The organism is Pseudomonas putida, from assembly GCF_001941965.1.
In the GTDB taxonomy this organism is placed as follows: domain Bacteria; phylum Pseudomonadota; class Gammaproteobacteria; order Pseudomonadales; family Pseudomonadaceae; genus Aquipseudomonas; species Aquipseudomonas putida_L.
Genome location: NZ_MKZO01000054.1, coordinates 1 through 11,487, shown reverse-complemented (window position 1 = coordinate 11,487; position 11,487 = coordinate 1). Strand labels below are relative to the sequence as shown.

The 11,487-nt window shown below is 64.1% G+C and carries 13 protein-coding genes; 7 read left to right on the top strand and 6 right to left on the bottom strand.

Features of this window, described 5'->3' with window-relative positions; genetic code table 11:
* The 3 genes from PSEMO_RS33165 to PSEMO_RS25530 all read right to left on the bottom strand — a co-directional run.
* Positions 1-151: PEP/pyruvate-binding domain-containing protein (locus PSEMO_RS33165; protein ID WP_144443582.1), on the bottom strand; the 151-nt coding region annotated here is incomplete at its 3' end.
* 46 nt (positions 152-197) lie between these two features.
* A complete protein-coding gene (gabP, locus tag PSEMO_RS25535; RefSeq protein WP_075805742.1) occupies positions 198-1,586 on the bottom strand; it encodes a GABA permease in 1,389 nt (462 codons plus the stop codon).
* A 69-nt stretch (positions 1,587-1,655) separates the two neighbouring features.
* Positions 1,656-2,162: a heme-degrading domain-containing protein gene (locus tag PSEMO_RS25530; protein WP_075805741.1), complete on the bottom strand. Its 507-nt coding sequence runs from the start codon at positions 2,160-2,162 to the stop codon at positions 1,656-1,658.
* Positions 2,163-2,463: 301 nt separating this feature from the next.
* On the opposite strand from PSEMO_RS25530, the gene PSEMO_RS25525 reads away from it, so the two are divergent.
* The 4 genes from PSEMO_RS25525 to PSEMO_RS25510 all read left to right on the top strand — a co-directional run bounded on the left by PSEMO_RS25525 (position 2,464) and on the right by PSEMO_RS25510 (position 5,281).
* Entirely contained in the window at positions 2,464-3,288 is an 825-nt protein-coding gene (locus PSEMO_RS25525; RefSeq protein ID WP_075805740.1) for a transporter substrate-binding domain-containing protein, read from the top strand.
* Positions 3,289-3,368: 80 nt separating this feature from the next.
* Positions 3,369-4,139, top strand: coding sequence for an SDR family NAD(P)-dependent oxidoreductase (locus tag PSEMO_RS25520; protein ID WP_075805739.1), 771 nt, complete (start codon positions 3,369-3,371; stop codon positions 4,137-4,139).
* A 13-nt stretch (positions 4,140-4,152) separates the two neighbouring features.
* Complete coding sequence (locus PSEMO_RS25515; protein ID WP_075805738.1) at positions 4,153-5,115, top strand: EamA family transporter; 963 nt, start codon at positions 4,153-4,155, stop codon at positions 5,113-5,115.
* On the top strand, positions 5,099-5,281 hold the full coding sequence (locus PSEMO_RS25510; protein ID WP_075805737.1) for a DUF1289 domain-containing protein: 183 nt from the start codon (positions 5,099-5,101) through the stop codon (positions 5,279-5,281). Before PSEMO_RS25515 ends, PSEMO_RS25510 begins: the two co-directional genes overlap by 17 nt.
* Positions 5,282-5,422: 141 nt before the next feature.
* Here the strand turns inward: PSEMO_RS25510 and PSEMO_RS25505 are convergent, their stop codons facing one another.
* Both PSEMO_RS25505 and PSEMO_RS25500 read right to left on the bottom strand, forming a co-directional pair.
* Positions 5,423-6,064 carry a 3-oxoacid CoA-transferase subunit B gene (locus PSEMO_RS25505; RefSeq protein WP_075805736.1) on the bottom strand — a complete coding sequence of 214 codons (642 nt, stop codon included), beginning with the start codon at positions 6,062-6,064 and terminating at the stop codon, positions 5,423-5,425.
* 8 nt (positions 6,065-6,072) lie between these two features.
* Positions 6,073-6,768: a 3-oxoacid CoA-transferase subunit A gene (locus tag PSEMO_RS25500; protein ID WP_056802975.1), complete on the bottom strand. Its 696-nt coding sequence runs from the start codon at positions 6,766-6,768 to the stop codon at positions 6,073-6,075.
* A gap of 769 nt (positions 6,769-7,537) precedes the next feature.
* On the opposite strand from PSEMO_RS25500, the gene PSEMO_RS25495 reads away from it, so the two are divergent.
* The 3 genes from PSEMO_RS25495 to leuD are packed head-to-tail and all read left to right on the top strand — an operon-like array spanning position 7,538 to position 10,456.
* Positions 7,538-8,428 (top strand): alpha/beta fold hydrolase, encoded by an 891-nt coding sequence (locus tag PSEMO_RS25495; protein ID WP_075805735.1) that lies wholly within the window; start codon positions 7,538-7,540, stop codon positions 8,426-8,428.
* Positions 8,425-9,846, top strand: a complete 1,422-nt coding sequence (gene leuC, locus PSEMO_RS25490; protein ID WP_075805734.1) for a 3-isopropylmalate dehydratase large subunit — start codon at positions 8,425-8,427, stop codon at positions 9,844-9,846. Before PSEMO_RS25495 ends, leuC begins: the two co-directional genes overlap by 4 nt.
* A 1-nt stretch (position 9,847) precedes the next feature.
* Positions 9,848-10,456: a 3-isopropylmalate dehydratase small subunit gene (gene leuD, locus PSEMO_RS25485; protein ID WP_075805733.1), complete on the top strand. Its 609-nt coding sequence runs from the start codon at positions 9,848-9,850 to the stop codon at positions 10,454-10,456.
* A 112-nt stretch (positions 10,457-10,568) separates the two neighbouring features.
* On the opposite strand, the gene PSEMO_RS25480 is transcribed toward leuD, so the two are convergent.
* Positions 10,569-11,483, bottom strand: coding sequence for a LysR substrate-binding domain-containing protein (locus tag PSEMO_RS25480; RefSeq protein WP_075805732.1), 915 nt, complete (start codon positions 11,481-11,483; stop codon positions 10,569-10,571).
* Positions 11,484-11,487 lie beyond the last annotated feature (4 nt).

Sequence of the window (11,487 nt, the reverse complement as noted above, 5' to 3'; positions counted from 1 at the left end):
ACGCCTGGGACGTAGTGGCAAAGCCGCCTGGTACGGAAACGCCGGCACCGGCGAGGTTACTGATCATCTCGCCCAGGGATGCGTTCTTGCCCCCTACGTGCTCCACATCATGGACGCCGAGCTTATCCAGGGACACTACATACTCAACCACGTTTGACTCTCCGGTAAATGTTGCGGGTACAGGTACAGCGTCTGGATCATTCCGCCAGCGGGCTGGCCCGGCGAGCCGGCGCGTGCGAGGCCTTGCGCGCATTCATCAGCCCCAGGCAGACAATCACGATCGCCAGCAACCCGGTAGCGGTGATTTCCGAGCGATAGGCCGGAATGAAGAACATGCTGACCAGGGCCGCGCTGATGAACAGGATCACCGCCCAGGTCAGCCAGGGGAACAGCCACATGCGGAACTCCAGTACCTCGCCGGCGGCGTGCATCTTGCGGCGCAGGCACAGTTGCGAGACGGCGATTACCAGGTACACCAGCAACGCCACGGCGCCCGAAGTGGAGAGCAGGAATTTGAAGACGTTCTCCGGCGCGAAGTAGTTGATGAAGGTCGCCAGCACGCCCAGCACCGTGGTGCAGGCCACGGCGGCAACCGGCACTTTCGCCAGGTTGACGCGCTTGAGGAATGTCGGTGCGTCGCCACGCCGGGCCAGGGAGTAAAGCATCCGCGAGCCCGTGTAGACCTGGGAGTTCATGCAACTGGCGACCGCCAGCAGCACCACGACGTCAATGATCAGCTTGGCATCGGGAATGTTCATGATCTCCAGCGCTCGCTGGAAGGAGCCGACCTGCGGCAGGCGCGGGTCGTTCCACGGCACGATGGACAGGATCATCAGGATCGACAGCAGGTAGAACACGCAGATGCGCCACACCACCGAGTTGGTCGCGCGGGTGATCTGTCGGGCCGGGTTCTTCGATTCGGCAGCGGCAATGGTCACCACCTCGGCACCGATGAAACTGAACATGGTGGTCAGCATCGCGCCGACGATGGCGCTCAGGCCGTTGGGCGCGAAGCCACCATGCAGCTCCATCAGGCGCCCCAGGCCGCTGACTTCGCGCTCTGGCAGCCACCCCATCAGGGCGGCGGCGCACAGGGCGATGAAGGCAATGATGGCGATGATCTTCAGCAGCCCGAACCAGAACTCGAATTCGCCATAGCGAGCCACGCTGAAGAAGTTCGAGCAGGTCAGCACCAGGATCAACGCCGAGGCGATCACCCAGGTGTCCACGGCCGGTACCCAGGCATTGATGATGTTCGCCGCTGCGATCGCTTCCAGCGGAATCGCCAGGACCCAGAACCACCAGTACAGCCAGCCGATGCTGAACCCGGCCCAGGGGCCGATGGCCCGGTCGGCGTAGGTGGAGAACGAGCCGGTATCCGGCGAGGCCACCGCCATTTCCCCCAGCATGCGCATCACCAGCACCACCAGGGCGCCGGTAAAGATATAGGCAAGGAGGGCGGCGGGACCGGCCTTGGCGATCGCATGGCCGGAGAAGACGAAGAGGCCGGCGCCGATCACCCCGGCAATCGACAGCATGGTGACGTGGCGCTGTTTCAGCCCGGGTGCAAGGGAGGAATTGGACATGGATAGACTCGTTGATTGTTATTGGAGCGTTCTGATCCGAAACGCGGACGCGGCAGTGCAAGGAAGGCGCTAGAAGGGAGGCTCGATGGCAAGCGCCAGGTCATCGCGATCGTGACCGAGCAGTTCGCACAGCGTGTCGACGATGATCCGATGGTCTTCGCGGTCGGGCAGGCCGGAGACCGTGACCGAGCCGATCACGCCTGCACCTTGCACGTTGATCGGGAAGCCGCCGCCAACGCTGGCGTAGTCGGCCGGCGAGAGGAAATAACGCTGGCTGATATCCAGGTTCTCCAGCGCGAGTTGATGGCGCAGCCGGTAGGTGCTGCGCAGAAACCGCTGCACGGTGTTGTTCTTGCGCCGTACCCAGTCGTGGTTATCGGAGGTGATTCCGGGCCTTGCGGCGAAGAACAGTGGTCGGTCGAAGCGGCGGATATCGATCACCAATGGCCAGGCATTGGCGATGGCCTTGTCCTGCAGGCGGGTGCCCAGTTGCCAGGCCGTGTCCTCATCGAAATGCGCAAAGCGAAGGGTTTCTTCCTGGCGAATCACGCAAGCCAGATCGTCATTCAAGGTCATATCGGGGGCCTCCATCCAGCGCCAGGGAAGGGCGTGGATCACTGATCCGCACAGTGTGGGATGAAATAATGGGTGAGTTAAATCCATTTTTTCTCACGCTAATATTTGATTTTTCTTTCGTGAAATGCGGGTTTTTCAAAAGCTAAAACAGTCGTTTGAATTGAGTGTTGCTGACCAATGACAAGCGTGTTGACAGTGTCTATCTTAGTTTTTATTTTGAATGCAGTCATGCATACAAAATCGCATGCAGCACTGCGCCGTACCTTCCTGCCAAAAACAATCAATATCAGTGAGGTCAACAATGGTTCGTTCAATTTCCTCTTCCCTCAAAGCCCTGGCCGTCTGCGCCGGATTGTCCGCGGGCATGCTTGCCCAGGCTGCGGAAACCTCGGTGTGGAAGGATGTGCAGAAAGCCGGAGTGCTGCGTTGCGGCGCCGCCGTGGCTGCGCCCTATGTGATGCGCGATGCCGCGACCAGCGCCTACAGCGGCTATTTCGTCGACCTGTGCCGGGACTTCGGCGAGAAGGTGCTGAAGGTCAAAGTCGAGTTCGTCGACACCAACTGGGATAACCTGGTGGCCGGCCTGCAAAGCAGCAAATGGGACCTGGCCATGGCCCTCAACCAAACCCCGGAACGCGCCCTGGCGGTGGCCTTCACCGTGCCGGCCACCGACTACCAGGTATCGTTGCTGGTGAACAAGGACAACCCCAAGGTGGCCGAGGTCAAGGACGATATCGCTGCCCTCGACAAGCCCGAGGTCACCTTTGCCGTGATGTCCGGCACTGCCCAGGACAAGGCCATTTCGTCGGTGATCAGCAAGGGCAAGATCATGCGCCTGCCCGGCATGGATGAGGCGCGGCTGGCAGTGATGTCCAAGCGCGCCGACGTGCTGGTCGACGCCAGCGATACCAACCACCTGTTCGCCCTCGCCAACCCCGATTGGACCCGTGAGATCCTGCCCAAGCCGGCATTGGCCAAGCAGGGCGTATCCTTCGGTGTGCGCCGCGATATTTCGCCGGCGGACCTCCAGGTACTGAACATCTACCTGACCCAGCGTCGCGAAACCGGTGACATCCAGAGGCTGGTCGACAAGGCCTCGACCGAAGCCAACGCCCTGGCCAAATAGCGCCTGCATCGCGCATCGCCGCGTGCTTCGTCGAGGCACGCGGCATTTCTCTTTTCTCCAGACCTGCAAGGTGAGCACAGATGAGTGATTTCAAGCGGCCCCTCGATGGCCAGACCGTCCTGGTAACCGGCGCCTCGGGTGGCATCGGTGCGGCCATCGTCGAGCAACTGGTGGCCGAAGGTGCCCGGGCGTTGATCCATTACAGCCGTGATGCCGAGGGTGCCCGGGCGCTGCTCGAGCGCATTGGCGGCAAGGGCTGGATCGTCCAGGGTGACCTGAGCGACGAAGCCGGCCCCGAGCGCCTGTGGCAAGCGGCGCTGGAACTGGCCGGCGGACGTATCCACGGCCTGGTCAACAACGCCGGTATCCGTACCGAGATTCCCCTCGACGCACCCGCCGCCGAATGGCGTGCCGCCTGGCGTCGCGAGTTCCAGGTCAACTTCTTCGCCGCCGCCGATCTCAGTCGCGAGGCGGTCCTGCATTTCCGCAGCCAGGGTGGTGGCCGCATCATCACCATGGCCAGCCGCGCGGCCCAGCGCGGTTATGCCGCCGACGCCTTGCCCTATGGCACCAGCAAGGCGGCCCTGATCAACCTGAGCAAGTCCCTGGCACGCAGTGTTGCCGGGGAGGGCATCGTATCGGTCGCCATCGCGCCGGGCTGGGTGCGCACGGACATGGCCGAGCAGTTCGTCGCCCAGCATGGTGAGGCGGCGGCAGTCTCCGATATCCCGGTCGGGCGCATGGCGGCTCCGGCGGAAATCGCCGAGCTGGTGGCCTTCGCCTTGCGTCCGTCCCAGGCGTCGCTCAATGGCGCGACGCTCGATGTCAACGGCGGCAGCTATATCCGCTAAGGGGCCTTCGCCGATGCAGGACCACAACAGCAGTTTCCCCCGGCCCCTGGCGTTGCTGATCCTGGCCACGCTGGCCTGTGCCTTCGCCGGCAATCATGTGGCTGCGCGGGTGGCTTTCGATGACGGCGCGGGGCTGCTGGTGGCAATTCTCTGCCGTTCGGGTATCACCGCGCTGGTGTTGTTGGGCCTGGTCATGCTCGGTTCCGATCCGCTGCGCCAGACGGCGACTACCTGGCGCTGGCAGATAGTGGCCGGCCTGTGCGTGGCGGTGCAGAGCTACTGCATCTACTCGGCGGTGGCGCGGATTCCGGTGGGTGTCGCCTTGCTGGTGGTTAACCTGTCGCCGGTGTTTCTTGCCCTGATCACCTGGCTGCTGGGCGGGCCGGCGCCGACGCGACGGGCCCTGGGCCTCATGGCGTTGATCATCCTCGGCCTGCTGGTGGTGCTGGATGTGCCGCGTATCATCCTTCAGGCGCAGGCGGTGAACAGGGACTGGTACGAGGGCGTGGTGTTCTGCCTGGTGGCGGCGGTCGCTTTTGCCTGCGCCCTGTGGATCACCCACAACCGCCTCGCCGGGATGCCGGGCAAGGTGCGTTCGTGCCTGACCATGCTGGTGGTGTTCGTGGCTGCTGCTGCGTTGGGCGGTGCGGGCGCGATTCCCGGTGGGCTTGAGATTCCGCGCAGCCTGGCGGGGTGGAGCGCCCTGTGCGTGCTGGTGATGCTGTATGGTGCCGCGTTTTCCGCGCTGTTCATCCTGATGCCCAGGCTGGATATCACCCGCAATGCGCCAGCGATGAACGTGGAACCGGTGGCCGCCTTGTTGCTGGGCTGGCTGGTGCTGGGGCAGCAGGTCGGTTATCTGCAGATAGTCGGCGCAAGCATGGTGCTGGGCGGTATCCTGCTGCTGGCGCAAACCCGGGGCCATCAGGGCCCAGTTCATGGATCACTCAGGCAGAAAAATGGCAAAAGATGTTGAAAACCCCTGTGTTTCGCTCTGTCAGCTGAACAGCGAGATGTGTGTCAGTTGCGGGCGGACCAGGGAGGAAATCCGTAAGTGGCGCGGGATGAAAAGGCCGGAGAAGATGGCTGCGGTGCAGAAGGCGGCGTTGCGGATGAAAGGTATCGCCAAGAAGAAAAAGTAGGGCCTGGATATTTTAGCTGCATCCAAAGCGCGCCGCGAATCCTGTGGGAGCTGGCTTGCCAGCGATAGCTATGGTGAATTCACTACTGCTATCGCTGGCAAGCCAGCTCCCACAGGGTTCGCGGCGCGCATCGAAACAGGTTTACTTGATCAGCGGCACACCGCTGAGCTTCTGCAATTCATCGAAGTCGATATCGGCGCAGATCTCTACCACCTTCAGGCCTTCAGCGGTCACCTCCAGCACTGCCAGGTCGGTGTAGATACGGCTGACACAACCAATACCGGTCAACGGATAAGTGCACTCGGGCACCAGCTTGCTTTCGCCGGACTTGGTCAGGTGGTCCATCATCACGAACACCTGGCGTGCGCCGGTGGCCAGGTCCATCGCGCCGCCCACGGCCGGGATCGAACCCTCGGCGCCGGTGTGCCAGTTGGCCAGGTCGCCCTTGACCGAGACCTGGAAGGCACCCAGCACGGCGATATCCAGGTGGCCGCCGCGCATCATCGAGAACGAGTCGGCGTGGTGGAAGAAGGCACCGCCGGTGAGCAGGGTCACATGCTGCTTGCCGGCGTTGATCAGGTCGTCGTCTTCCTCGCCCGGGGCCGGGCTCGGGCCCATGCCCAGCAGGCCGTTTTCACTGTGCAGGAAGACTTCCTTGTCGCCCAGGTAGTTGGCCACCAGGGTCGGCGCGCCGATACCGAGGTTGACGTAGGCGCCTTCCTGGATGTCGGCGGCGACGCGCTGGGCCATCTCGGTGCGGGAGAGTTTCTTGGTGATGGTCATGGCAGGCCTCAGACAGCTTTGGCGATCGAAGAAGCGGCAGCGCCGGAAACGGCGACCACGCGCTGGACGAAAATACCGGGGGTGATGATGTGCTCCGGATCCAGCTCGCCGAGCTCGACGATCTGGTCGACCTGGGCAATGGCGGTCTTGGCGGCCATGGCCATGATCGGGCCGAAGTTGCGCGCGGCCTTGCGGTAGGTCAGGTTGCCCCAGCGGTCACCCTTGTGCGCCTTGATAAGGGCGAAGTCGGCATGCAGCGGCATTTCCAGGACGTACTGGCGGCCGTCGATCTCACGAGTTTCCTTGCCCTCGGCAAGCAGGGTGCCGTAGCCGGTCGGCGAGAAGAACGCACCGATGCCGGAGCCTGCGGCGCGGATACGCTCGGCCAGGTTGCCTTGTGGCACCACTTCCAGCTCGATCTTGCCGGCGCGGTACAGTTCGTCGAACACGTAGGAGTCGGACTGGCGCGGGAAGGAGCAGATCACCTTGCGCACGCTGCCGGCCATGAGCAGGGCGGCCAGGCCGATCTCGCCGTTGCCGGCGTTGTTGCTGATGATGGTCAGGTCGCGGGCACCGGTGGCGATGAGTCCGTCGATAAGCTCGGACGGCATGCCGGCGGTGCCGAAGCCGCCGACCATGATGGTCGAACCGTCGGTGATCCCCTCCACCGCGCTGGCGATGGACTCAAACGTTTTATTGATCAAAGCGGGCTCCTGGTCATTCCTGGAGTATTGATTGCCGGACTGGCCGACGCGCCGTAAGGCCTGGGCCAGTCAGCGCCTGGAGTCGTTGGCTGACTTGTCCATAGCGTGCCGCAGAGCGGGCGACAAGTAGAGGGGGTAAAGCGGAAGTGGTGCGATTATCGAACTGTTGTGCGATATGCGCGCAGGGGCATCAGGGCTGAGAGGTGCTTGTCATGGCTTTTCTAGCGCCCTTGAGATCGAGCGCCGCCCGCGCGGCGCATCGCTGGCAAGCCAGCTCCCACATTTGTTGCAACGTACCATGGCCTGTGGGATCTCAGTTGCCAGCCTTTGGATGTTCGGCGATATATCGCGGGGAGGCTTTTGGGCTCGGCAGAATATCGAGTCGGACAAACAAAGCGATCAACTATGGCCTTGCAGACATAGGTACGTTGCAACAAATGTGGGAGCTGGCTTGCCAGCGATGCGCCGCGCGGGCGGCGCTCGATCTTGAGTGCGCTGAAGATCTACCGGCATGCGCCTGGTGGCCATAACGCGGTCCTCTGACAGACACATCGCAGCCACCACTGCCCGCGATTGCGGCGGTAGGTCCACCATCGTAATCGCGGGTGAACCCGCTCCCACAGGGGCCGAGGCGTTTTCCATGTCGGAATACCCTCAGCTTCAAATTCACGATCCGTGTTCCATCCCTCTCCATTTCACCCGTTGAACCCATCCCCCCGGAAGCTATCCTCGACTCCAGCCTGAAAGAACAAGAAATGGAGTACCCCCGATGTTCCGTGACTTCCATAAATCCACATGCACCGTCGACGGTGTCGAGATCGCCTACCGCCAGGGCGGCGAGGGCCCGGCGTTGCTTCTACTGCACGGGCACCCGCAGACCCATGTGATCTGGCACAAGGTCGCCGCCACCCTTGCCAAACATTTCACCGTGATCGCCGCCGACCTGCGCGGCTACGGCGACTCCGCCAAGCCCGAGGCCGACCCCGCCCATGAGCGCTATTCCAAGCGCACCATGGCCAACGACATGGTCGGCCTGATGCGCGCGCTGGGTTTCGACACCTTCGCCCTGATGGCCCACGATCGCGGCGCCCGGGTTGCCCACCGCCTGGCCCTGGACCACCCGCAGCGCCTGACCCGCCTGGTCCTGCTGGATATCGCCCCGACCTTGGCCATGTACCGCCAGACCAACGAGGCCTTTGCCCGCGCCTACTGGCACTGGTTCTTCCTGATCCGCCCGGCGCCGCTGCCGGAAACCCTGATCGAGGCCGACCCCGAGGGTTACCTGCGCAGCGTCATGGGCGGACGCAGTGCCGGCCTCGCACCCTTCACCGACGAAGCCTTCGCCGAGTACCGCCGCTGCCTGTCCCTGCCCGGCGCCGCCCGCGGTGTATGCGAGGACTACCGCGCCGCCGCCGGCATCGACCTGGAACACGACCAGGCCGATATCGATGCCGGGAACAAACTCCAGCTCCCGCTGCTGGTGATGTGGGGCCGCGACGGTGTGATCGGCAAGTGCTTCTCGCCGCTGGAAGAGTGGCGCGCCATCGCCACGGACGTGCGCGGCGGCGAGCTGCCATGCGGGCACTACATCGCCGAAGAAACCCCGCAAGCCCTGCTGGAACAGGCGCTGCCGTTCCTCCTCGAGGGAGCACGACCATGACTGGCCCGAGAACGCTCTACCAGAAACACATCGACGCCCATACCGTGTGCGAACTGGACGACCAGGGCCACGTGCTGTTGTACATCGACCGCCAGGTCGCCAACGAATACACCAGCCCCCAGGCCTTCAGCGGCCTGCGCGAGGCGGGGCGGCAGGTCTGGCGGCCGGCGGCGACCCTGTGCGTGGTGGATCACGTCAACCCCACCGCGCCGGAGCGTGATGCTCATATGCCCGATCCGGGCGGTGCGCGCCAGGTCAGCTACTTCGAGGAGAACTGCCGCGAGTTCGGCATCGAGCTGTTCGGCGTGCTCGACAAGCGTCAGGGCATCGAGCACGTGGTGGCGCCGGAACAGGGCTTCATCCTGCCGGGCATGGTGGTGGCGGCCGGCGACAGCCACACCACCACCTATGGCGCCCTCGGGGCTTTCGGCTTCGGTATCGGCACCTCGGAGATCGAGCACCTGCTGGCGACCCAGACCCTGGTCTACAAGCGCCTGAAAACCCTGCGGGTGACCGTCGAAGGCGAGCCGGGCCCGGGGCTGGTGGCCAAGGACATCATCATGGAACTGATCCGCCGTATCGGTGCTTCCGGGGCCACCGGCTACGCCATCGAGTTCGCCGGCCCGGCGATCAGCGCCCTGAGCGTCGAAGGGCGCATGACCCTGTGCAACATGGCGGTGGAGGCAGGTGCCCGGGGCGCCTTCATGGCGCCGGACGACAAGGTCTTCGACTACCTCAAGGACAAGCCCCGGGCACCCCGTGGCGCTCTGTGGGAACAAGGCGTGGCGTGCTGGCGCGAGCTGTTCAGCGATCCGGGCGCGCAGTTCGACCGCGAGGTGACCCTGCAGGTCGGCGACCTCGAGCCCATGGTCACCTGGGGCACCAGCCCCGACCAGGCTGCCGCCATCGGCGCCTGCGTGCCGGACCCGCTGGCCGAACCGGACCTGATCCTGCGCCAGGACCTGCAACGCGCCCTGCGCTACATGGGCCTGCAACCGGGTGCGGCGCTCAGCGGCATCCCCATCAGCCATGCCTTTATCGGCTCCTGCACCAATGCGCGGATCGAAGACCTGCGTGATGCGGCCCGGGTCGCCAAAGGGCGCAAGGTGGCGCAGGGCGTGCGGGCGATGATCGTCCCGGGTTCCACCCAGGTCCGCGACCAGGCCGAAGCCGAGGGGCTGGCGCAGGTCTTCCGCGAGGCGGGTTTCGAATGGCGGCAATCAGGGTGCTCCATGTGCCTGGCGATGAACGATGACGTGCTAAGTCCCGGTGACCGCTGCGCGTCCAGTACCAACCGCAACTTCGAAGGGCGCCAGGGTGCTGGCGCGCGTACCCATCTGATGAGCCCGGCGATGGTCGCCGCGGCGGCGGTAAGTGGCCATCTGGTCGATGTGCGTTCGCTGCAAGGGGAGGTTTGAGATGCAACCGTTCATTCATGTACAGGGCGTGGCAGCGCCGTTGCTGGCGGCCAACGTCGACACCGACGTGATCATGCCCAAGCAGTTTCTCAAGGGCATTGACCGGGCCGGGTTGGACCGGGGTGTGTTCTTCGATCTGCGCTTTCAGGAGGATGGCTCGCCCAATCCCGGGTTCGTGTTGAACCAGGCGCCGTGGCAGGGGGCGGCGTTCCTGGTGGTCGGGCCGAATTTTGGGTGTGGTTCCAGCCGCGAGCATGCGGTGTGGGGGCTGAAGCAACTGGGGATACGGGCGTTGATCGGGACCAGCTTTGCCGGGATCTTCTATGACAATTGCCAGCGTAATGGTGTGCTGACCATTCAGCTCAAGCCGGACGAGTTGAAGCGCCTGGGCGAGCGGGTCAGCCAGCCTGAAACCGCCGGCATCGAGATCGACCTGCCGGGGCAGCGGATTGTGTTGGGGGAGGGGGAGAGCATTGCCTTCCAGATCGAGGCGCTGCGCAAGGAGGCCTTGCTGTCGGGGCTGGATGCGATTGGCAGTACGTTGCTGCGCAGTGAGCAGATCCGGGCGTTCGAGGCGCGGCATCTGGCCGGGAATCCCTGGCTGGCTTGAGCCTTGTGGTGCGCTTTCGGGCCCTATCGCTGGCAAGCCAGCTCCCACAGGTATTGCATGCGCCGCGAACCCTGTGGGAGCTGGCTTGCCAGCGATGAGGCCCGGAAGAGCACTACACCGCCAAATGCTTCAACCTGGCTTCCAGAAACTCCACGCACACCCGCAATTTTGCCGAATCAGCCAGCCGCGTCGGATACACCGCCCAGATATCCGCGCCCTGGCTGTACCCGTGCAACACCTGCACCAGCCGCCCCTGGGCCAGCAGCGGCTGCACATCCCACCATGAACGCAGCAACAACCCGCGATGGGCCAGCGCCCACTGCAACACGATCTCACCACTGTTGGACGACAGCGTGCCATTCACCGGCACCGTATGTTCCCCCTCGGCAGACTCCAGCCGCCACAAACCGAACGGGCTGTTGCGCTCCTTGAGCACCAGGCAATCGTGCTGCCCCAGGTCCTCCAGGCTCATCGGCGTCCCGCAGCGCTCCAGATACTCGGGCGTGGCACACACGACCCGCCGGTTACTCGCCAGCCGCCGGCTCATATGCTGCCCGGGCAGGTCGTTGCCCACGCGGATCTCCAGGTCGAAGCCTTCGGCGACGATATCCACCACCCGGTCGAACACGTCCAGGCGCACTTCCAGGTCGGGATAGGTCGCGGCCAGTTCGGCGATCGCCGGGGCCACATGGTTGCGTCCGAAGCCGAGGCTGCTGCACACGTGCAACAGGCCGCGCGGGGCCTTGCGCACCTGACTCAGGTCGCTCATGAAATCATCGAACTGCTCGAGGATCCGTTCGGCCCAGTGTTGCGTGCGCAGGCCGGCGTCGGTCAGCGCGATATGCCGCGCCGAGCGGTGCAGCAGGCGGGTGCCGAGGGTGCTTTCGAGGATCTTGATGCGCTTGCTGATGTAGGCCGGCGACTGGTCGAGTTCCAGGGCGGCACCGGCGAAGCTGCCCATGCGGATGACGGTCAGGAAGACCCGCAGGTCGGTGGCCAGGGGGGCGGCTTCGGGGAGGCTGGTCATGGGG

Bases quoted from the DNA above. Each gene is read 5' to 3' on its own strand.
- gabP (WP_075805742.1), bottom strand. From the start codon at position 1,586: ATGTCCAATTCCTCCCTTGCACCCGGGCTGAAACAGCGCCACGTCACC.
- PSEMO_RS25530 (WP_075805741.1), bottom strand. From the start codon at position 2,162: ATGACCTTGAATGACGATCTGGCTTGCGTGATTCGCCAGGAAGAAACC.
- PSEMO_RS25525 (WP_075805740.1), top strand. From the start codon at position 2,464: ATGGTTCGTTCAATTTCCTCTTCCCTCAAAGCCCTGGCCGTCTGCGCC.
- PSEMO_RS25520 (WP_075805739.1), top strand. From the start codon at position 3,369: ATGAGTGATTTCAAGCGGCCCCTCGATGGCCAGACCGTCCTGGTAACC.
- PSEMO_RS25515 (WP_075805738.1), top strand. From the start codon at position 4,153: ATGCAGGACCACAACAGCAGTTTCCCCCGGCCCCTGGCGTTGCTGATC.
- PSEMO_RS25510 (WP_075805737.1), top strand. From the start codon at position 5,099: ATGGCAAAAGATGTTGAAAACCCCTGTGTTTCGCTCTGTCAGCTGAAC.
- PSEMO_RS25505 (WP_075805736.1), bottom strand. From the start codon at position 6,064: ATGACCATCACCAAGAAACTCTCCCGCACCGAGATGGCCCAGCGCGTC.
- PSEMO_RS25495 (WP_075805735.1), top strand. From the start codon at position 7,538: ATGTTCCGTGACTTCCATAAATCCACATGCACCGTCGACGGTGTCGAG.
- leuC (WP_075805734.1), top strand. From the start codon at position 8,425: ATGACTGGCCCGAGAACGCTCTACCAGAAACACATCGACGCCCATACC.
- leuD (WP_075805733.1), top strand. From the start codon at position 9,848: ATGCAACCGTTCATTCATGTACAGGGCGTGGCAGCGCCGTTGCTGGCG.
- PSEMO_RS25480 (WP_075805732.1), bottom strand. From the start codon at position 11,483: ATGACCAGCCTCCCCGAAGCCGCCCCCCTGGCCACCGACCTGCGGGTC.